Origin of the sequence: Psychrobacter sp. TB15 (genome assembly GCF_000511655.1) — a bacterium.
In the GTDB taxonomy this organism is placed as follows: Bacteria; Pseudomonadota; Gammaproteobacteria; order Pseudomonadales; family Moraxellaceae; genus Psychrobacter; species Psychrobacter submarinus.
Genome location: NZ_AYXN01000023.1, coordinates 117,017 through 137,394, shown reverse-complemented (window position 1 = coordinate 137,394; position 20,378 = coordinate 117,017). Strand labels below are relative to the sequence as shown.

The following is a 20,378-nucleotide window of genomic DNA, read 5'->3' as shown; positions in this document are numbered from 1 at the left end:
TTTAGTTTGTTCTCAATGTCCTGTATTTCATTATCAGAGACTTGTCTAAAGTCACAACCCTTAGGCAAGTACTCTCTGATAAGGCCATTGGTATTCTCGTTGGTTCCTCGCTGCCATGACGCATAAGCATCGGCAAAGAAGAAAGGGCTAAAGAGCTTTTGTTTCACCTTCTTATGCTGAGCAAACTCTTTACCATTGTCAGAGGTAATGGTCTTAACCTGCAACCTCACTGGCGCTAAGAGTTCTATCATTGCCTCTGATACTTGCTGTGCTGTTTTATGACCCACACGCTTCATCTTCAGCAGCCCCGTTTTACGTTCAACGAGCGTGACAATCGCTTGCTTGTGATGCTGACCGATAACGGTATCCGCTTCCCAATCTCCAATACGTGAGCGTTCTTCAACAATACAAGGGCGCTCATGAATCGAGACTCTGTCATTGATACGGCCTCGAGTCTCAGCGGTTAGACGCTGCCGGTATGGTTTTCCTTTACGTCTGAGACACTGCCACAATGTACCGCCCTGCCTCTTATCACGCCAAATATAGCGATAAATGCTCATATGACTGATACCAGCATGAACGCCAGATATTTGCTCAGGACTCCAGTTCTCTTTAAGCTTGTCTGTCACCCATGCCCAGAGGTCAGTCACAATAGTTGTGGCGTTGTTAGCCCGTCTGTCACAAGCCTTGTTATTAGCATGCTTTGCTCGGTAACCTCGTAGGCTTTTATTACGCCTAAGCTCTCTTGATATGGTACTGGGACTTCTGTTTAACACCCTCGCTATAAAATTAATACTATGTTTTGCCCCTTTAAGGGCATAAATCTGGTATCGTTCACCTAGGCTTAGATGTGTATAGCTCATGGTTGCAATCTCACTTTGGTCGGTGGATAAAAACTTTGATGCTAGCGCATCTAGGTCTTTTTTTCACCTTGCATTTGGTATTGCACTTCATGTGTTAATCTAAGTTAATTTTTCATCCTTACTTCTTCTTGTTTTAATTTTTCTTGTTTTTCTATTTTTATGCCAAGCTTTCCTGAGCTGACTTAACTACTGTATAAAAAAAGCAGGTTTCGTTATACACAAAACCTGCAATGAAATGTATGAGTATGTGATTAATGTAATTCACTAGTAACTGATATTATCGTTATAGATAAATCATTTTCTTAGGTTGTAGGCGTCCATTGAGACTGATAGCGCCTAAGCCAATAAAATGGCCTTGCGCATCTAGCAGTCTGATATCGACAGGAAGCTCATACTCAGGGGTTTGTTCATTATTACGGTCAGCAGGCTCGTCTTCTAATTTTGCCTGAGTCTCATGAGATAAGCTTTGTAGCATATAATCTCTTAAAGGCTTGTCAATTTGCTCAATGACATTTAGGCGTTGACCTAAACGTAGACGTTGACATTGCTTATCATCTAATGACATTGCAGCGGCAATATCGATGCACGCATCTACTGGCAACAGCTGCTCAAAGCGGCTATCTAAAGACAAGGCTTCTAGGCTTGGAATATCAATAGCCTGCTCGCTATCAAACTTACCGACCTGCATACGGCGTAGTGCCGTTAGGTGTCCTAAGGTGCCTAGTGCTTTAACGATATCTTCTGCTAGCACCCGAATATAAGTACCTTTGCTACAAGTCACGACCAGGTCGATCTTATCGGTATCAATTTGAGTCAAAGTTAGCGCAGTTATGACGATATCGCGTGCAGGACGGTCAATCTCTATACCAGCACGGGCGTACTCGTACAACTTTTTGCCGTCTTTTTTGAGCGCTGAATACATCGGCGGTATTTGCTGCTGCGCGCCTATAAACTGCTGAGCCATATTTTGTAGCGTATCTGCATCTAGCTCTGGAATCTGTGCTCGCGCGATAACCTGACCATCAGCATCGCCAGTGTCCGTTTGACTACCAAGCAGTATCGTTGCTTGATAAGACTTATCGGCATCGAGCTGATAATGACTAAATTTTGTTGCCTCTCCAAGACAAATGGGGAGAAGACCGGTTGCCATCGGATCAAGGGTGCCGGTATGACCCGCCTTTTTACTATTGTGTGCAGGCGACTGAAATAAGTACTTCACTTTTGACACCACTTGCTGTGAGGTCATGCCTTGCGGCTTATCGATTAAGATAACGCCAGATACTTTTTGTCTTGGTACTGTGCTTTTATTGGTCATTTTCTTGGCTTTCAACTTCGTCTTCATTTTGCTCAGTTTTGCTTACTGCTTGATTGATCAAATCCATCATGTAGTTACCACGAGCAGTCACTTCATCGTAATGGAAACGCAGACGCGGCGTGGTACGCGTTTTGAGAGTATGACTCAGCTCAGTGCGCAAAAACCCAGCAGCTTTATTGAGCACTTTGACACTCTCTTCATGATTGGTCTTAGTCATCGTATCGTTGAGCTCAGGCTCCATGATAGTGACATAGACGTCCGCGTAGCCAAGATCAGAGCTGACTTTGACGCTAGAGATGGTGACAAAGCCAGTCAAGCGAGGGTCGTTGACTTCATCACGGATAAGCACCGCAAGCTCGCGCTGAATTTGATCTGATAGACGCTGTAAACGTTGATTCATAGTATTGTCCTAGTTTTAACTTTTGTGATTTATTCTATTATACTTTCTACCAACTACTGCTGTTTGGCGTATTTAAATAACTGTCTTTATAACGCTATGACTAATTGCGGTAAAAAAGGCCTAGCAGGATGAACCTGGTAGGCCTAGTAACTGCTTATTAGAGCTTAATTATTAGAGCTTAAGTTTAAACGTTAGCGATAATGCAGACGCTTAAGCCAGTTATAGTTAATAGTTAAGCTTAGATCGTGCGTTCGAACTCTTGAATCTCAAAGACTTCGATCTTATCACCCGCTTCAACATCGTAGCCACGAACCGCTAGACCACATTCCATCCCAGTACGCACTTCATTGACATCCTCTTTGTAGCGACGCAGTGACTGCAGCTGACCGGTGAAGATAACTTGATCATCACGTAGGACGCGAATTGGCTTATTACGATAGATCGTCCCTTCGACAACCATACAACCTGCCGCCGCACCGAACTTACTAGAGCGGAACACTTCGCGCACTTCAGCAACACCTAAGATCTTCTCGCGATGCTCAGGAGCTAATAGGCCACTCATAGCGGCTTTGACATCGTCGATTAGGCCATAGATAACGCTATAATAACGAATATCCATGTTAGCGGTATCCGCTTTACGGCGCGCCGTACTATCAGCACGAACGTTGAAGCCTAGTAATACCGCTTCGCTAGATTCAGCCAGCGTGACATCCGACTCTGAGATAGGGCCAACGCCTGAGCTAATGACTCGGACTTTGACTTCATCAGTCGATAGCTCATTCAAGGCTGCTAATAAAGCTTCAAGCGAGCCACGAACATCGGTCTTAAGCACGATATTTAAGAAAGATACATCGCCTTGTTGCATCTGCTCAAACATACTCTCAAGGCGCATTTTGTTCTGGCGCTCAAGCTGCTGCTCACGCTCACGGTTGCTTCTAAAATCAGCGACTTCGCGAGCCTTTTTCTCATCAGAAACGACTAAGAATTCACTACCCGCCGCTGGCGTATCTGGTAAGCCCAAGATCTCAACTGGTATAGAAGGACCGGCTGATTTGATACGTTGGCCGTTTTCATCAGTGATAGCACGGACTTTACCATAGTACTCTCCGGCTAGCACTAGATCGCCTTGCTTGAGCGTACCTTTCTTGACTAGGACACTGACTACTGGACCACGGCCTTTTTCGAGCTTCGACTCAATAACTACACCTTGAGCGGCACCGTCAGTTGGCGCTTCTAATTCCATAAGCTCGGCTTGTAAGCTAATAAACTCTAGTAGCTCGTCGATGCCTTCACCTGTTTTGGCCGAGATACGCGCCATAGGTGTATCACCACCCCACTCTTCTGAAACCACTTCTTTGGTTGTCAGCTCGTTTAGCACGCGATCTGGATCAGCGCTTGGCTTATCCATTTTGTTGATAGCAACAATCAAAGGCGTACCTGCAGCGCGAGCATGATCAATCGCTTCTGCCGTTTGCGGCATCATACCGTCATCAGCGGCCACGACCAAGACAACGATATCAGTCGCTTGCGCGCCACGTGAGCGCATCGCGCTAAACGCAGCATGGCCTGGTGTATCTAAGAAGGTAATCACACCGCGATCAGTCTCTACGTGGTAGGCACCGATATGCTGAGTAATGCCGCCCGCTTCGCCGGTAGCGACTTTGGTTTCGCGGATCTTATCGAGTAGCGAGGTCTTACCATGGTCAACATGACCCATAATAGTGACGACCGGTGGACGCGTCTGCACGTTACTACTGCGCTCATCGACAGCTTCGTGTAGGTCGTCTTCAACTTTGGTATCGCTAACCGGAACGGGGTTATGACCCATCTCTTCAACGATAAGACTGGCGGTCGCCTGATCGATAGTATCAGATTCGCTTGCCATCTCACCCATTTTCATCAGCAATTTGGTCACTTCACGGGCTTTGACAGCCATGCGCTGAGCAAGGTCCGATACCGTGATTTGCTCGGCGATTTCGACGTCATAGACAATCTTTTCGACCGGTTTTTCAAACTTATGCTGACCTGATTGTGAAGAGCTTAAACCGTTTTTGCGGTTTTTGATTTCACGCTCTTCTTGGTTTTTGCGGCGACGACCGCGAGCACCGGTACTGTTAGCACCGCGTTTGATTTCGCGGCGCTCTTTTTCGAATGACTCCTCTAGTGCGTCACCCACTAAGCCTTTAGCCAATGGCTCGTCCTTACGAACTTCTGCTACTGGCTCACGGTCGGTATATTTACCGGCCATTTTACGCATCTGCTCAAGCGTACGCTTTTGCGCCTCTTCTGCTTGGGCTTGACGAGTTTCGGCTTCGATTTTGCGTAAGCGAGCTTCTTCTTTTTCGCGAGCTTCGCGAGCTTTACGCTCTGCTGCCGTTTCAACTTTTGGCTTAGTAGCCGCGACTTTTTTCTTCTCTTTTGCTTTGATCTCGCTTGCCGCTTTGCCGCCTTTTTTGACCACAACAGAGGCAGCGACATCATCGCTCTTATCTTCTGAATTTTTGCTAGAGCCTAAGCTTGCACGCATCGCAGCTAGAGTCGCTGCTTGACGCTCTTCGGCTTTTTTCTTAGCCGCGTTACGCTCTTCGGCTTCTTTTTCAGCGCGCTGTTTTGCTTCAGCCATTGCTTGTTCGCGCGCCGCTAATTCTTCAGCCATTTTTTCTGGATTAGGCTTGTCGAATACTTTCTTTCTACGCACCTCTACATTGACGCTCTTAGATTTACCTGAAGAGCCAGTCACGCGAGCGGTACTTGTCGTCTTAGATTTGAGACTAATGCGACGCTTTTCTTGTTGGCCATGACTTTGTTTTAAATGTGCCACCAACTTCTCTTGCTCAAGTTCGGTGACTGAGTCATCCTCCCCGCGAGCAGGTAGCCCAGCATCCTGCAACTGCTGCTGTACAGCACTAGCGGTTTTGCCTACCATGTCTGCCAGTTCTTTGACGGTCTTATCTGCCATTGATTATCACCTACTGTCTATTATTTGCTATATATTCAATTCAGTTGTTGGCTACAAATGATTGTGCTTAGGTTGGTTTTGATTTTTATGTCGCAAGCCAGCCTTTAGTTATCGATAGCATACCACCAAAAGACAGCGGTATGCTTCTAATACCTATTCATTGAACCAAGATTCCCGAGCTTTCATGATAAGCTTACCTGCGGTCTCGGAGTCTAAGCCTTCGATATCTTCGATATCAAATACAGCCTGCTCTGCCAAATCATCAACGGTGATGATATCTTTTTGCGCCATTTTATAGGCCCAGCTGACAGTCATCCCTTCTAGATCTTGCAGCTCTTGACTAGGCTCTTTCATGTTTTGTTGTTTGACCAGCTCATCTGCGATGACGACTTCTTTAGCGCGCTCTTGAATCATGTCAATCGCTTCGTCATCTAACCCTTCGATATCATAAAAAGTCTCAACCGGTACATAAGCTACCTCTTCGATACTCGTAAAACCGATATCGACAAGGGCTTGCGCTAGGTCCTGATCAACCTCTAAGCGATCATAGAAAAGATCGATAAAGGCTTTGGTCTCATCTTGTTGACGCTGCTGATACTCTTCTTCTAGCATCATGTTGAGCTTATAGCCGGTTAATTCAGAAGCCAAGCGCACGTTTTGACCTTGTGAGCCAATAGCGCGGGCGAGCTGATCATTCGTGCTAAAAATGATATCAGCGGTCTTAGTATCTTCATCAAGGATAATACTGCTCACATCGGCAGGCTCTAAGGCGCTGATGATAAATTGTGCTGGATCATCTGACCATACAACCACATCAATACGCTCACCATCAAGCTCTTGCTGCACCGCTTGGATACGAGTACCGCGCATACCGATACAAGCGCCGACCGGATCGATACGGTTGTCATTGGTCTTTACAGCTATTTTAGCACGAGTACCAGGCAGACGAGCGACATTACGAATCTCGATAATCTCTTCTGCGATCTCCGGCACTTCTTTTTGCATCAAGGCTGAGAGCATCTCAGGATGAGTACGCGACAATAATAACTGCGCGCCGCGGTTATCACGGTTGACATGATAAAGAATAGCGTTGATACGCGATTTGACGCGTAGCTGCTCACGGGGCAACATCTGATCACGTGATAGATAACCTTCAGCGTTATCACCTAAATCAATAATGTAGCCATCACGAGTTTGTTTTTTGACTTCACCATACATCATCTCGCCAATACGCGGCTCAAAAGCGTCCGCTACTAGCGCCCGCTCCGCTTCACGGATCTTTTGAATGATAACTTGCTTTGCCTGCGTGGCCGCGATACGACCAAATTCAATTGATTCTATCTGCTCTTCTTTTACATCGCCGATAGACCATTCGTCTTGATCAAGATCAGTAATAGCGAGCTGACACGCTGGCATCTCATGGTCTTCATCCGCCACTACTGTCCAATAGCGATAGGTATCATAATCACCAGTATCACGGTCAATGGCGACGCGAACCGCCACTTCAGGCTGCTCGGTATAGACCTTCTTTTTTGTTGAGACTACTAAAGCATCTTCAATAGCTTCAAAGATATCTTCAGGATTTAAGCCCTTTTCATTACTGACGGTTTCTACTACCGTTAAAATTTCACGACTCATGCTATACCTGTCCTATCATCTTATAATTGGCTTAAATGTTGTTATCTGTTTGCTAATCTTAAGCATTAATCATCTTCATAAATTAAGTGAGCTTTGTCAATATTACTTAGTGCAATCTCAAAGCGCTCGCCATCGCTGGTGGTCAGCTGTAAAGAGGTATCGTCCATACTATCGAGCTTACCGGTGGCTTTACGGCGTTTTTTGTCGCCTTGCCCGATCGCAGAGATCAAACGCAAACTTATCGTTTGGCCGATATATTCACGCATCTGCTCATCTGAGAAAAAAGCACGATCAAAACCAGGAGAAGACACTTCTAGTACAAATTCGCCAGCGATAGGATCATGTACTTCTAGTACACCGCTTACTTGATGATTGACCGCTGCGCAATCCTCAATAGTGACGTGTTTGTCCTGTGCTTGTTCTTCAGGCAACGCTTCAATGTAAATGCGCAATAAGGAGCGATTGCCTTGCGGCGTAAATTCAATACCCCATAGCGAGACATCACAAGCCGCTACAGCAGGCTCAATAATCGTAGTTAACTCTGCAACTTTGGTCGAAAGCTTCATAATCTATTTATATTTTCCTGTTCACTTATCGGTAGTTTTAGTCACGACGCACTGATCACCATAGAGGCTGGTTGTCATACTCAATGCCGCTAGTACCTAGTGAATCATATTAGGGATTAAATTGTTATCTTCAAGGACAACATAGTAAAGAATAGAGCAGAAGATAGTATTGCTTACGAGTATCGTAACATAGCAATCAGCAAGGACTGGTAGCAAATGATGACAAGTATTTTGCGCTGTCATTTAGGATTAGAGTATCGAATTAACCCTATTCTTCTTAGCTAAAACGTATAGTAGATACTGACATTATACTGATAGTACTGCACTAATAATGCTGAGCCGCAGATACAAAAAAACCCACAAACATAATGGTGGGCTAATCGACACTGATATCTCAATACAACAGAATATTAGTGTACAAACATCAGTATTAAAAAGTGGTAGCGGGGGCTGGATTTGAACCAACGACCTTCGGGTTATGAGCCCGACGAGCTACCAGACTGCTCCACCCCGCAACAATTTAGAATGCATATTATAGGGAAGGTTTATCACCTTGTCAATCTTTATCTGAAATAAACTTCAAATCAAAGATTGCTATAACGACATTGCTTTAACACAACTAAAGTACAAACTACTTACTTAATTGGTGCGATTGGGGGGACTTGAACCCCCACGGCTTGCGCCACCACCCCCTCAAGATGGCGTGTCTACCAATTCCACCACAATCGCTTATCGCTAACCGTCTACTGGTATAAATAACGGCTATCGTTTACTGCTATAACCTTCTATCTTATTTACTTATTAATAATAAGCGTCATGCTTGAGGTTGGCATCACTAAGATAAAACATCGTAAAAACAGGCAAGCATTGTAAAACTAACCCTTACAAATAGCAAGGCCTGCGTATAAAAATAACTACTGCTGAGGATTCTGCGTCAATGGACGCGGGGTTTGCGGCGCTGAAACTGGCGCATCTAAACGAAACTGATCTTCCGCTTGTTCGCGAGCATGCACGGCTAATACCATACTAGTAATAAAAAATATCACCGTCAGCACCGCTGTCGCACGAGTCAAAAAGTTAGCGGTTCCCGCCGCGCCAAAAACCGTGCCAGAAGAGCCGGCACCGAAAGAAGCTCCAGCATCAGCCCCTTTGCCATGCTGTATCAAGATCAAGCCAATCATGGCAATGGCCACGATAATATGCAAGGCTAATATAAAAGTAAACATGGGGTCCTCTTCTGCCGCATAGTGACGACTGGTAAAAATAGTGACGACTGATAAATTACGAAGGCTATAAAACAAAGACTGTAAATAAGGCGCATTGTACACGATTACAAGGGCGGTGTTAAACCCACTTTCATCGACTGACAAGGCGTTTTGATACCAGTCAATCTGCGCCTGCCAATATATCGTCGTTCTCAAGCGCTATTTTTGCTATGCTCTTAACTTTTAGCCTTTAGCATTCAGCCTTTGGCGCGACTAAAAGCGTCGGCTATCGCTAAAAAGCTATCGGCTTTTAGTGAAGCGCCGCCTACTAACGCGCCGTCTATCATAGCGCTTGCAGCAAAGCTATCCGCATTATCAGCATTGACGCTACCGCCGTATAATACAGTGACCTCTGGTGACTTTGGCGCAAAACTGGCGATTTGTTGTTTGATATGCTGATGAGTTGCGCTGACCTCGCTCACCGTAGGTACTTTACCAGTGCCAATGGCCCAAACCGGCTCATAAGCGATAATCAAACGCTCAGCTAATGCTTGAGTCTGTACAGAGTCTGTTTGTAGCAAACTTTCGACAACTGCTAGCTGCTCATCAAGTACACTAATGGTTTGCTTGGCATCATACTCCTCTTGAGTCTCACCGATACATAGCACCACCCCAAGGCCTTGAGCAAAAGCGCATTTTAGTTTGGCTAGTAAGCTATCATTAGACTCGTGATGATATTGCCGACGCTCCGAATGACCCAAAAGCGTCCAACTCGCTCCAGCATCTGCGACTTGCTGCGCTGAGCAATCTCCCGTATAGGCGCCGACTGTAGCGCTATGCGCACTGATGTTCTGCGCGCTCACTTGGATAGATGCGTTTTGCAGGCGCGCGCTGACAGCAGCAAGATGCACACAGCTTGGCGCCACCATAAGATGACAATACGGGTTGTCGGCACCTCTGTCCTCAGACGCTACCAACAAATTATCTAGTAATGTATTGACGTCTTTGCTCGTTGCCGGATTTTGTTTCCAATTGCCAATTACCCAAGCCTGCATAACTCATCTACCTTGTGTCATCTGTCATTGCCAATATGGCTAGTCTGCGCGCCAGTATAACAAATATTTGGCGAGTGCTATAGTAGTCGCTTACGATGTATAAAGCGCTAGCACTAGCTATCGTATCCCTCTTTTTTGATTACCTCATGAGTATAAGAGGTTGTCCCTATAAAAGGTTCAGATATGCTTATATCAGTATGAAATAAACTCTATATTCTCTAGCGTCTGAAACAGTTCTGTTTTTTACGGTATTTTTGCCTATAATTAGGACGAGGTAATCGTTGACCCTAAATTCAAAACTTTATTCAAAACTTTTTGTATGGCTTATAAAAATGGCTAATAAGTTTCGAAAGTTCGTGCTATTAGCTGAATCAGTTTTATTAGATACGTTAAAGCTATAAAATGAATCCATGGCGTCAAATATTTAATACCCAAAATAATTTATATTGGTTGTCACTTTTGGCAGCTGCCGCATCAAGGAGGGTTTATGTCTACCGCTGTCAGCAATTTTGGTAGTCTGGCGCAACAACTAATCAGTGCAGGTGTGGTTAGCGAAACGAACATGCAAACCGCGCAAACCGAGGCGCAGCAGCAGCAAATAGGGCTTGTGCCTTATTTAGTAGAGAATAAAATGGCTGATGCTTACGAGTTGGCTAATCTGTTGTCAAAGTCGTTTGGTGACCCTTTATTTGATCTTAATGCCCTAGAAGCAGACATCGTGCCAAAAGATTTGGTCGATGAGAATATCCTGCGTAAGTTTAACGCCCTACCTATCTTCAAACGCGGACAGCAGCTGTTTGTCGCGCTAAGCGACCCCACACGTATCGACGCTATTGACGCTATAGCGTTTAACTCTCGCCTGTCAGTCGCCACCGTGATCGTAGAAGAGGACAAACTCAAACAGCGCATTGAGACCATATATGCTGACACGATGCAGAGCTTTAGTGGCTTTGCAGATAGCGATCTTAATGTCGATTTTGAAGAGAGTAACGAGGATGAGGATGGCGAGACTCAGCTCAATACTAGCGTCGATGAAGCGCCAGTCGTCAAATTCATCAATAAAATGCTAGTCGATGCCATCCGTATGGGCGCCTCCGACTTGCATTTTGAGCCTTATGAAAAAAGCTATAGAGTGCGCTTTCGGGTCGATGGAGTGATGCAAAAAATGGCCAATCCGCCTGTGCAACTTGCCAGCAAGATTGCGGCGCGTCTAAAGGTCATGTCACAAATGGACATCTCTGAGCGCCGTGTGCCACAAGATGGCCGTATCAAGCTAAAGATCTCTAAAAGCCGAGCCATTGATTTTCGGGTAAGCTCCTTACCAACGCTGTTTGGTGAAAAGCTTGTTTTACGTATTTTGGATCCTTCATCAGCGATGATGGGTATTGAGGCGCTAGGTTATGAGCCAGATCAAAAGGAGATGTTCTTAGAAGCGCTTAATAAGCCGCAGGGCATGATACTGATCACCGGTCCGACAGGGTCAGGTAAAACGGTATCGCTGTATACCGGTATCAATATCCTAAATACCGGCGAGACCAACATCTCGACCGCTGAAGATCCAGTCGAGATCAACCTTGAAGGTATCAATCAGGTCAACGTCAATCAAAAGGTCGGCCTCACTTTTGCCACTGCGTTAAAGTCATTCTTGCGTCAAGATCCAGACATCGTTATGGTTGGTGAAATTCGAGACTTAGAGACCGCTGAGATTGCTATCAAAGCAGCGCAAACCGGTCACTTGGTACTCTCCACCTTACATACCAACTCCGCCCCTGAGACCTTAACGCGCCTAAAAAATATGGGTGTAGCTTCTTTTAATATTGCCACTTCAGTCAACTTAGTCATAGCCCAGCGACTCGCGCGGCGCTTATGTGGAAGCTGCAAAAAGCCTATCGATGTTCCACGTCAAAGCCTGCTGGAGATTGGCTTTACCAATAATGATTTGGACAACCCCAATCATATTATTTATGAGCCGGTCGGCTGTAATGAATGCCGTGAAGGCTATAAAGGTCGCGTCGGTATCTATGAGGTTATGAAAGTGAATCCGGAGATCTCACGCATCATTATGGAGGATGGCAACGCTATCGATATTAAGGATGCCGCGCTTAGAACCGGCTTTCGTGACTTGCGGCGTTCCGGTATTATGAAAGTGCTACAGGGCACAACCACTATTCAAGAAATGCTGCGTGTTACTTCTGAATAAAAACGTAGTAGTGAGTAAAAAAGTGGCGAGTCAAAGACTGAGCGCATTTTGTAGGCCGATAGCGAAATAAAATGAGCACTCACTACAAGGGTCATTTTATTATAAAATAGGCTTTGGTCTTGCTCACTTATGTCCTGCTAAGTTCTTGTCTTGTTAGACGATAGCGATAGCTTACAAAGACTGATAGCGGTAAACTGACTCATTGCAAGACTTGCTGGTTTTAAGGCTCAATAGCGACCACACCTGAGTCGCTATTTAAGCACAAAGAACGTCGATGGCTAACTTATATGGCTTATTACATAGCTTAGACTGTTAGACTGCCCCAGTCAGATAGATTTTTAGGAGAGACACATGGCTAAAGCGAAAACGGATATGCTGCTAGATTTCGTCTATGACGGGGTCAATCGCCGTGGACAAAAGGTCAAAGGTGAGACGACCAGTCGAAGCTTAGAGCTGGCCAAAGCAACTTTGCGTAAGCAAGGTATCGTAGTCAAAGGCATCAAGAAAAAGCCAAAAGCTTTATTTACTTTCAAAAAATCCATCAAACCTATCGATATCGCTATCTTTTCGCGGCAGCTAGCAACCATGATTAAAGCGGGTATTCCTTTAACACAGTCGTTTGAGATTGTCGCGGACTCGCTAGATAACCCAAGTATGAAAGACTTGGTGTTATCAATTAAAGCCGATATCGAAGCCGGTGGCACCTTTGCCGCTGCCCTACGTAAACATCCCCGCTACTTCGATGACCTGTTTTGCTCGCTCGTAGAATCTGGTGAGCAATCAGGGGCGCTTGAGACGATGCTTGAGCGCGTCGCCACCTATAAAGAAAAAAGCGAAATACTTAAATCAAAAATCAAAAAAGCCATGAAATATCCGATCGCGGTTATTGTGGTCGCGGTCATTGTGACGATGATTTTGCTGATCAAAGTGGTGCCGGTCTTCTCAGATTTGTTTAGCTCTTTTGGCGCAGAACTTCCTGCCTTCACCCAAATGGTCGTTGGCATGTCTGAATGGATGCAGTCTTGGTGGTTTGTACTAATTGTCATCATTGGTGCCGCTATTATTGGATTTTCTGAAGCGAAAAAAAGATCAAAAAAATTCCGCGATTCCTTAGATCGTTTGACGCTAAGACTGCCTATCTTTGGCAACATCGCTTATCAAGCGATTATTGCTCGCTTCTCTCGTACCTTATCGACGACTTTCGCCGCCGGTGTACCGCTAATCGATGCTCTAGACTCAACCGCTGGCGCGACGAATAACGTGGTGTACTACAATGCTACTCAGCAAATCAAAAACGACGTGGCAACCGGTCAGCAGCTGCAGTTTTCGATGCGCTCAACCAACTTATTTCCTAGTATGGCGATTCAGATGGTCGGTATTGGTGAGGAGTCAGGAAGTTTGGAGGAGATGCTCGATAAAGTAGCTAGCCACTATGAAAGTGAAGTTGATAATGCAGTCGATGGTCTTACCAGTCTGATGGAGCCACTGATTATGGCGGTGCTTGGCGTACTAGTAGGTGGCCTTGTCATTGCTATGTATCTACCGATTTTCCAGATGGGTTCTGTGGTAGGTTAAAACCGTCACCCAAAGCAACCCTTTAAAGGCCAGTGTTGATGCAATTGCTAGAATTATTACAAAATAATATGAGCGCGGCGCTCATAGTGTTTGGGTTATTAGGCCTGTGTGTAGGCAGTTTTTTGAATGTTGTGATTCATCGTATGCCGCTGATGATGTTTTATTCTTGGCGACAAGAATGTAGTGAATTTATGTCGCAGCAGCCGGATATCACGCCTGAGCAGTCGGCGGTTTTGGCGCAAGCAGTGGCAAACGATACGCCTATTACTCTCAGTCGTCCAGCGTCGCGTTGTCCGCACTGCGCTCATAAGATTAAGTGGTATGAGAACATACCGCTAGTCAGCTGGTTGGCGCTGCGCGGCCGCTGCTCTGAGTGTCAAGCGAGTATTGGCGTGCGCTACCCTGTTGTGGAGCTAGTAACTGCCCTGCTCTCTGCACTCGTTATTTATCATTTTGGCGTGTCGGCTACTGGCCTATCCGCACTGATACTGGTCTGGACGCTAATTGCGCTAACGGGGATAGACTTCGATACCCAGTTGCTGCCTGATAGGCTGACTTTCCCCTTAGCAGGACTGGGACTTGCGGTGAACTCGCAAGGCTGGTTTGTGAGTCCTACGCAATCGATTTGGGGCTTATTACTTGGGTTTTTATCATTATGGATAGTGGTGAAAGTCTTTTATCTCATCACCAAAAAGCATGGCATGGGTCAAGGCGACTTTAAGCTGCTAGCAGTACTTGGCGCTTGGCTTGGGCCCATGATGCTGCCTTTAATTATTCTCTTATCTTCTTTATTGGGTTCCATCGTTGGTATTATCTTGATGAAAAAGCAAGGTGAAAGTAAGCCTTTCGCTTTTGGACCTTATATTGCTGTTGCCGGCATTATCGCTTTATTATATGGAGCGGACATCATTAACTGGTATTTGGGCATGTACGCCTGATGGCGTGCGCTAGGCTTACAAGACAGTAAAGCAATGTCTACATCCTTACTCGTTATAACCGTTAAGATTATAATCTCATCATGCTCTTGCTTGGATATTATCTTCAATGATATTCGCGCTTTTTTATTCTATTGGCTAAATTAAGTTACTTTTATGACTATCAATGACCGCTCCTTCTCGCAACCCGCTCACGGCTCTGCTGCTCGCCCGCAGACTATAAATAAGTATAAAAATAATAAACTAGTCATCGGTTTGACCGGTGGTATAGGCAGTGGGAAATCCGCGACTAGCGATTGGTTTGCAGCGAAAGGGATAGATATCATCGACGCAGATGTCATCGCGCATGAGGTAGTCGCTAAAGGTAGCGCTACTCTACGTAAGATTCAAAAAAAATTCGGCGATTGGGTTATTAATGGAAAAGGAGAGATGGATCGCGCAGCCGTGCGAACGCATGTCTTTACTCACCCTGAAGCGCTCATTGAGCTTGAATCGATTACCCATCCGGCGATAAGAGAGGCGGCAAAAGAGCAGCTGGCCGCTAGTACTTCTGAGTATATCATCCTATCAGCGCCGCTACTGATAGAAGCCGCTGAAGCGGGTCTGGCTAATCTATGTCAGCGCATTTTAGTCGTTGATGCAAGCGAGGGCACGCAACTTGAACGCGCAAGCTTAAGAGACGCGCAAAGTGTGCCGAAGATTAAGGCCATTATGGCCAATCAGCTCAGCCGTGAAGCGCGCAATAGTCATGCTGATGATGTCGTCGTTAATGATGGTGATATCGCTGCGCTACATTTGCAGCTTGAGCCTCTACATCAGACCTATCTTGCCCTAGCCCAGCAGCTTAAGTAGTGCGCTGCCGGTTGATCTCGTATAACGCCATACCAGTCGCTACGCTGACATTCAGGCTTTGCAAATTACCATGCGCGTTGCCTGACATCGGGATATAGACCAGCTCATCACAGCTCTCTAGCGTCAGCCTGCGCATACCTTCCCCTTCAGAGCCCATAATCAGTGCCGTCTTACCGGTCATATCCGCTTCATGTATCGGTTTTGCGGTCTCATCTAGAGCTGTGCCAAAGACGAAAACACCAGCACTTTTAATCTGAGCAAGCATACGCGCCAAATTGGTCACGCTGATAATCGGCATCATCTCAGCGGCGCCAACAGAGACCTTAGCTACCGTTGGGGTTAGGCTTGCGGCATGATGCTTAGGACAAACCACCGCATCCACACCCATCGCTACTGCAGTACGCAAACAAGCGCCAAAGTTATGAGCGTCGGTGATCTGATCGAGCACTAGTAATAAGCAGCTTTCCTGCGCTATTACAGTATCTAACACCGCTTCATCAGCAAAAGCCAACGGTCTTGCATGCAAGACGACACCTTGATGCTGCGGGCTACCACACAACTGCGTGAGCTTATCTTTTTGTGTGGGCTGAATGCTGACGCCATTATCTTGCGCGCTTGCCATAATAGCGGCAACATGGCTATCGCTTTCGCGGCCTTGCTGCACGAATAGACTTAAGGCATCTAGCGGACGATGCTCTAAGAGGGCATCGATAGCATGAATACCATAAAAGTAGTTGGGCTTTGCCATAATTGAACCTATTGAATAATATCACTAGGGCGTGTTGAACATTCACAAATGCGCACTGCTGATCGCTAAAATAGTTCTAGTCTAAGTGAAAATTGCAGATAATGCTTATTGCATTGGCTAGATTTTCACAACGACTAGGGCGATTTTAGCATCAGCCCTTACTACAACAATAGGGACAGGACTCTTTTTTGCCGCTTTATTGATAAAAATAGACGCTTAGAACAACTAAACTTACCATTTTTATCTGCAAATCGCCTAAAAAATAGTCTCTGTCAGTGCCAAGGTCGAATGTTCAACACGCCCTAACAAATGAGTCTGGCTCTCAAGCGCTTAGTAACGCTTTGTTTGCCAATAGCCAAAATAAAAAAAGACAGATAAAACCTTGCTGATTTTATATGCCTTTTCTTATGCACGGGTTTTTATGTACTGATTTTTTCTACTAAAAGTAAGTCATTGAACTAATTTATTAGACTAAGTCACTGTGAAGGTAAGTCACTGAACCAAGTTAATTGAGCCTTGTTCTAAACCCTGCCACTTTTTCAATGACTTCACGCTTATGAGAACCCCTACCCTTCTAAATGACAGACGTACTGTACAATCTCTTCGGTACGCAAATTAAAGCTGCTATTGCCTTCTACTACAAAAGACTGGCCAGCACGGTAGTAGCTAAAGTCTTCGTCACCATTGATTTTGACTTCGCATTCACCGCTGATGATTTCGATACGCTCAGAGGTATTAGTGCTGAAGTGGTACTGTTCAACGCTACTGTCGCAGGGAAGGATAACCCCTAAGGTCTTATGTTGACCACTCTCAAACATGATAGTGTGACTAGAACACCGTCCATCATAGGATATGGTGGCCTGAGCATTGACGGTTACATTGGTAAACTTTGCCGCTGACATAGGGGCTTCCTTATCAAATAATTATTGCTAAACTAAAAAATAAGTGCTTCATCAAAATATTAATAGACTGACGATGACTAGGGCGTGTTGAACATTCACAAATGCGCACTGCTGATAGCTAAAATAGTTCTAGTCTAAGTGAAAATTGCAGGTAATGCTTATTGCATTGGCTAGATTTTCGCAACGACTAGGGCGATTTTAGCATCAGCCCTCACTACAACAATAGGGACAGGACTATTTTTTGCCGCTTTATTGATAAAAATAGACGCTTAGAATGACTAAACTTACCATTTTTATCTGCAAATCGCCTAAAAAATAGTCTCTGTCAGTGCCATGGTCGAATGTTCAACACGCCCTAGTGCCTGCTTTACCAAATCGCAAAGGCCATGAACACAGCCTAGCAACAGGACAACACTGCTAGACGACCACTCTAAATGGCAATGATAAACGACGATGCACTTTAGTGCTCAGTGTTACCATTTTTATAGTTTGATAGTTGTGATTCGGTATGACTATTAATAAACTATTAATAAAGTGTACGTTTGTATTTTGATGAGATAATGCTACCACATTATTTCTATAAAGTTTGTTAAAGCGGCAATGAAATCTCGTTAATTTATTCAAACCCTTGCTCTTTGTAGAGTCTAAGCTTGCGACTGTACAGGCCTACTTTAATATCATTTTTAAGAATAAAAAAGTCGCTAGTCAGCGCTAGAGTATTGTAAAATAAGCAAAAATTATTATAGTCGCTAAAGGCCCAAGACGGTATCCTGACAATAGGCAAACGCCTTCATAAAATTGTATCTATTTGCTGATATCGGCTTATATTCCCCTATAATAATGCTCTTTGTCATCGAACTAACGACTGCGTTAGTATGCTAACGAAGAGGTATTATTCGCGAGCTACGCTCTTTATTATTGTCTGCCATGAGAGGCTTTGATGCTATTATCATTAACCTTGTACCAGTTTGCGCTAATCGCTGAGCATGAGCTAAGCGTTGCCGAAGGCTTCAATGTTATCACTGGTGAAACGGGTGCGGGTAAATCTCTACTGCTCGACGCGCTATCTTTGTGTATAGGCGAGCGAGCGGATAGCTCGATGGTGCGCCATGGCGCGCCGCACGCGGATATCTATGCGCAGTTCGATGTGACTCATAATAGCCTCGTTAGCGATTGGTTTGCGGCAGGCGGGCGCGAATTGGCTGAGCCTGAAGTACTCATTCGCCGCCAGCTGAGTAACAATGGCCGCTCAAAAGCTTGGCTCAATGGCGCGCCTGTAAGCTTAGCGGAGCTCAAAAGCTTAGGCGTATTATTAGTAAATATCCATAGCCAGCACGCCCAGCAAGCGCTATTAAAACCTCAGTTTGTGGTGCAGTGGTTAGATGCAATGGCACAAACCACCTCACTGGCTGAACAGACTGCTACTAGCTATCAGTATTATCAGCAGCTCAAACGCCGCGCTGATGAGATTTCTAGCCGCGCCGCCCAGCGTCAAGATCGCATTCAGTTGCTGCAAAGCCAACTAGCTGATATCGCGCCCCTACTCGCCGTTGATTATAGTGAAATCGAAGCCGAGCACGAAGAGCTGTCAAACATCGAAGCGCTGATGTCAGAGGCCAGTCACGGTCTACATCTGCTCGATAACGATAGCGATGAGCCTGATGTCATGACCTTGCTCGGTCAAGCGATTAAGCTGTGTGACAATCAGCTCGGTGTCAGTCAGACTTTTGAGCAAGCCTCCGAGCAGCTGCATCTAGCGCAGCAGCAAATCACGGAAGTCACCGCGATGCTGACGGACTACGCTGAGCAGCAACTGCCCGATCCTGAGCGCCTGCAGACTTTAGATAATCTAATCAGCCTCGGTCATCGCTTGTCTCGTAAACATAGCTTGCCTGCCAGTGACTTAATCAATGAAGCTCATGAGTGGCAACAGCAACTAGAGCAGCTAGAAAACGAGCCGACAAGCGATGCGTTAGCCGCGCAAATTTCAGAGGCTTGGCGAGAGTACCTCACTAATGCTAAAGCCCTACATAAAGCACGGACCCAAGCTGCGCCTACTATCTGCGCGCAGCTAGTGACGCAGCTGCAGCCTTTAGCACTGCCTAATGCCCGCTGCGAGTTTATGTTTACTAAAAAACCAACTGAATCCGCTTACAATGCGCAAGGCTGCTACGATATCGAGCTCCTGTTTAGCGCTAACGTCGGTATGCCGATGCAGCCCTTACATAAGATTGCCTCAGGTGGTGAGCTGTCGCGAATGGCGCTGGTGATGCAAGTGCTGCAAGCGACCAGTAGCGATAATAATGCCGCCAAACCTATGCTGGTCTTTGATGAAGTCGATGTCGGTATCAGCGGCGGTACCGCGCAAGTGGTCGGTGAGTTACTACGTAGCCTCGGGCAGACTCAGCAGCTACTCGCCATTACCCACCAAGCGCAAGTGGCGGCGCAAGCGCATCAGCATATCTTAGTACAAAAGCATCATCACGAGCAGACCCAAAGCGAGCTTGTCATCTTGACCGGTAGCGCGCAAGTCGATGAGCTGGCGAGAATGTCAGGTGGGGTCACGATCACTGAGGTCACCCGCGATCACGCGCGCAGCTTACTAACTGACGTCAAATAGCGGCTTTGAGACCGCTAGCGTTTGCCTAAAAACCCTTATTGATTTTCGCGTTAACATCGCCATATAGTAGTGTCTACCCTTTTATGTTGTCCTTGTATTTATGTCTACTACCAATTTGACTCATCACTTTTTGATTGCGGCCCCTGAGCTGCCAGACCCAAGGTTTGAGCAGGCGCTGATCTATATCTGTCGCCATGATAAGCACGGGGCGCTCGGATTGATGGTCAATCGTCCCCTAGAAAAAGCCAACGTAGGCAAGCTTCTAGAGGACTTACACATCGAAGTTACCGACCCACAAGTGATGGAAGATTTAGCGCTTGAGGGCGGCCCTATGTACCCTGAGGTTGGCTTTGTGCTGCATACCGGCCAGCCGCAGTGGGCGTCCTCTTTTGCCATATCAGAGAATGTCTGTATTACCACCAGCCAAGATGTACTCAAGCGTATCGCTGTCGGTCAAGGCGTCGGCCATTATCAGCTGTGTTTGGGTCACGCCAGCTGGGGCAAAAAACAATTGGAAGATGAGCTCAATAATGGCGACTGGCTCG

The 20,378-nt window shown here is 45.8% G+C and carries 15 protein-coding genes, 2 tRNA genes and 1 pseudogene (1 of these 18 cut by a window edge); 6 read left to right on the top strand and 12 right to left on the bottom strand.

Annotated features, from left to right (window positions below):
* The 10 genes from W234_RS0105350 to tpiA all read right to left on the bottom strand — a co-directional run.
* Positions 1-863: IS30 family transposase (locus W234_RS0105350; protein WP_025644112.1), on the bottom strand; the 863-nt coding region annotated here is incomplete at its 3' end.
* 283 nt (positions 864-1,146) lie between these two features.
* Positions 1,147-2,178 (bottom strand): tRNA pseudouridine(55) synthase TruB, encoded by a 1,032-nt coding sequence (gene truB, locus W234_RS0105345; protein WP_037059044.1) that lies wholly within the window; start codon positions 2,176-2,178, stop codon positions 1,147-1,149.
* On the bottom strand, positions 2,168-2,578 hold the full coding sequence (locus W234_RS0105340; RefSeq protein ID WP_025645462.1) for a ribosome-binding factor A: 411 nt from the start codon (positions 2,576-2,578) through the stop codon (positions 2,168-2,170). The genes truB and W234_RS0105340 overlap by 11 nt, the downstream gene beginning before the upstream one ends.
* Positions 2,579-2,816: 238 nt before the next feature.
* Positions 2,817-5,537: a translation initiation factor IF-2 gene (infB, locus tag W234_RS0105335; protein WP_025645460.1), complete on the bottom strand. Its 2,721-nt coding sequence runs from the start codon at positions 5,535-5,537 to the stop codon at positions 2,817-2,819.
* A 153-nt stretch (positions 5,538-5,690) separates the two neighbouring features.
* The gene (nusA, locus tag W234_RS0105330) at positions 5,691-7,175 is read right to left on the bottom strand and encodes a transcription termination factor NusA (protein WP_025645458.1); all 1,485 of its coding nucleotides are present in this window, start codon (positions 7,173-7,175) and stop codon (positions 5,691-5,693) included.
* Positions 7,176-7,240: 65 nt separating this feature from the next.
* The gene (rimP, locus tag W234_RS0105325; RefSeq protein ID WP_025645456.1) at positions 7,241-7,741 is read right to left on the bottom strand and encodes a ribosome maturation factor RimP; all 501 of its coding nucleotides are present in this window, start codon (positions 7,739-7,741) and stop codon (positions 7,241-7,243) included.
* A gap of 438 nt (positions 7,742-8,179) precedes the next feature.
* Positions 8,180-8,256: transfer RNA gene (locus W234_RS0105320), tRNA-Met, on the bottom strand.
* 129 nt (positions 8,257-8,385) lie between these two features.
* A tRNA-Leu gene (locus W234_RS0105315) sits at positions 8,386-8,470 on the bottom strand.
* A 185-nt stretch (positions 8,471-8,655) separates the two neighbouring features.
* Entirely contained in the window at positions 8,656-8,967 is a 312-nt protein-coding gene (gene secG / locus W234_RS0105310; protein ID WP_025645453.1) for a preprotein translocase subunit SecG, read from the bottom strand.
* Between the two features lie 236 nt (positions 8,968-9,203).
* On the bottom strand, positions 9,204-10,001 hold the full coding sequence (gene tpiA, locus W234_RS0105305) for a triose-phosphate isomerase (protein WP_025645451.1): 798 nt from the start codon (positions 9,999-10,001) through the stop codon (positions 9,204-9,206).
* Positions 10,002-10,488: 487 nt separating this feature from the next.
* On the opposite strand from tpiA, the gene pilB reads away from it, so the two are divergent.
* The 4 genes from pilB (at position 10,489) to coaE (ending at position 15,563) form a co-directional block, all read left to right on the top strand.
* Positions 10,489-12,201 (top strand): type IV-A pilus assembly ATPase PilB, encoded by a 1,713-nt coding sequence (gene pilB / locus W234_RS0105300; protein ID WP_025645449.1) that lies wholly within the window; start codon positions 10,489-10,491, stop codon positions 12,199-12,201.
* A 351-nt stretch (positions 12,202-12,552) separates the two neighbouring features.
* Positions 12,553-13,776 (top strand): type II secretion system F family protein, encoded by a 1,224-nt coding sequence (locus W234_RS0105295; protein WP_025645447.1) that lies wholly within the window; start codon positions 12,553-12,555, stop codon positions 13,774-13,776.
* Between the two features lie 38 nt (positions 13,777-13,814).
* Positions 13,815-14,714, top strand: a complete 900-nt coding sequence (locus tag W234_RS0105290; protein ID WP_025645445.1) for a prepilin peptidase — start codon at positions 13,815-13,817, stop codon at positions 14,712-14,714.
* Positions 14,715-14,867: 153 nt separating this feature from the next.
* Positions 14,868-15,563, top strand: coding sequence for a dephospho-CoA kinase (gene coaE / locus W234_RS0105285; protein ID WP_025645443.1), 696 nt, complete (start codon positions 14,868-14,870; stop codon positions 15,561-15,563).
* On the opposite strand, the gene rlmB is transcribed toward coaE, so the two are convergent.
* Together rlmB and W234_RS0105275 are read right to left on the bottom strand one after the other, a co-directional pair.
* A complete protein-coding gene (gene rlmB / locus W234_RS0105280; RefSeq protein WP_025645441.1) occupies positions 15,556-16,311 on the bottom strand; it encodes a 23S rRNA (guanosine(2251)-2'-O)-methyltransferase RlmB in 756 nt (251 codons plus the stop codon). The two genes, coaE and rlmB, sit on opposite strands and share 8 nt — an antisense overlap.
* A gap of 566 nt (positions 16,312-16,877) precedes the next feature.
* A complete protein-coding gene (locus tag W234_RS0105275; protein WP_025645440.1) occupies positions 16,878-17,213 on the bottom strand; it encodes a pyrimidine/purine nucleoside phosphorylase in 336 nt (111 codons plus the stop codon).
* A gap of 940 nt (positions 17,214-18,153) precedes the next feature.
* Here W234_RS0105275 and recN point away from each other — a divergent pair.
* Entirely contained in the window at positions 18,154-19,833 is a 1,680-nt protein-coding gene (recN, locus tag W234_RS0105265) for a DNA repair protein RecN (RefSeq protein ID WP_025645438.1), read from the top strand.
* 100 nt (positions 19,834-19,933) lie between these two features.
* A pseudogene (locus W234_RS13700) lies at positions 19,934-20,378 on the top strand (YqgE/AlgH family protein) (it continues 121 nt past the right edge of the window).

Bases quoted from the DNA above. Each gene is read 5' to 3' on its own strand.
- truB (WP_037059044.1), bottom strand. From the start codon at position 2,178: ATGACCAATAAAAGCACAGTACCAAGACAAAAAGTATCTGGCGTTATC.
- W234_RS0105340 (WP_025645462.1), bottom strand. From the start codon at position 2,578: ATGAATCAACGTTTACAGCGTCTATCAGATCAAATTCAGCGCGAGCTT.
- infB (WP_025645460.1), bottom strand. From the start codon at position 5,537: ATGGCAGATAAGACCGTCAAAGAACTGGCAGACATGGTAGGCAAAACC.
- nusA (WP_025645458.1), bottom strand. From the start codon at position 7,175: ATGAGTCGTGAAATTTTAACGGTAGTAGAAACCGTCAGTAATGAAAAG.
- rimP (WP_025645456.1), bottom strand. From the start codon at position 7,741: ATGAAGCTTTCGACCAAAGTTGCAGAGTTAACTACGATTATTGAGCCT.
- secG (WP_025645453.1), bottom strand. From the start codon at position 8,967: ATGTTTACTTTTATATTAGCCTTGCATATTATCGTGGCCATTGCCATG.
- tpiA (WP_025645451.1), bottom strand. From the start codon at position 10,001: ATGCAGGCTTGGGTAATTGGCAATTGGAAACAAAATCCGGCAACGAGC.
- pilB (WP_025645449.1), top strand. From the start codon at position 10,489: ATGTCTACCGCTGTCAGCAATTTTGGTAGTCTGGCGCAACAACTAATC.
- W234_RS0105295 (WP_025645447.1), top strand. From the start codon at position 12,553: ATGGCTAAAGCGAAAACGGATATGCTGCTAGATTTCGTCTATGACGGG.
- W234_RS0105290 (WP_025645445.1), top strand. From the start codon at position 13,815: ATGCAATTGCTAGAATTATTACAAAATAATATGAGCGCGGCGCTCATA.
- coaE (WP_025645443.1), top strand. From the start codon at position 14,868: ATGACTATCAATGACCGCTCCTTCTCGCAACCCGCTCACGGCTCTGCT.
- rlmB (WP_025645441.1), bottom strand. From the start codon at position 16,311: ATGGCAAAGCCCAACTACTTTTATGGTATTCATGCTATCGATGCCCTC.
- W234_RS0105275 (WP_025645440.1), bottom strand. From the start codon at position 17,213: ATGTCAGCGGCAAAGTTTACCAATGTAACCGTCAATGCTCAGGCCACC.
- recN (WP_025645438.1), top strand. From the start codon at position 18,154: ATGCTATTATCATTAACCTTGTACCAGTTTGCGCTAATCGCTGAGCAT.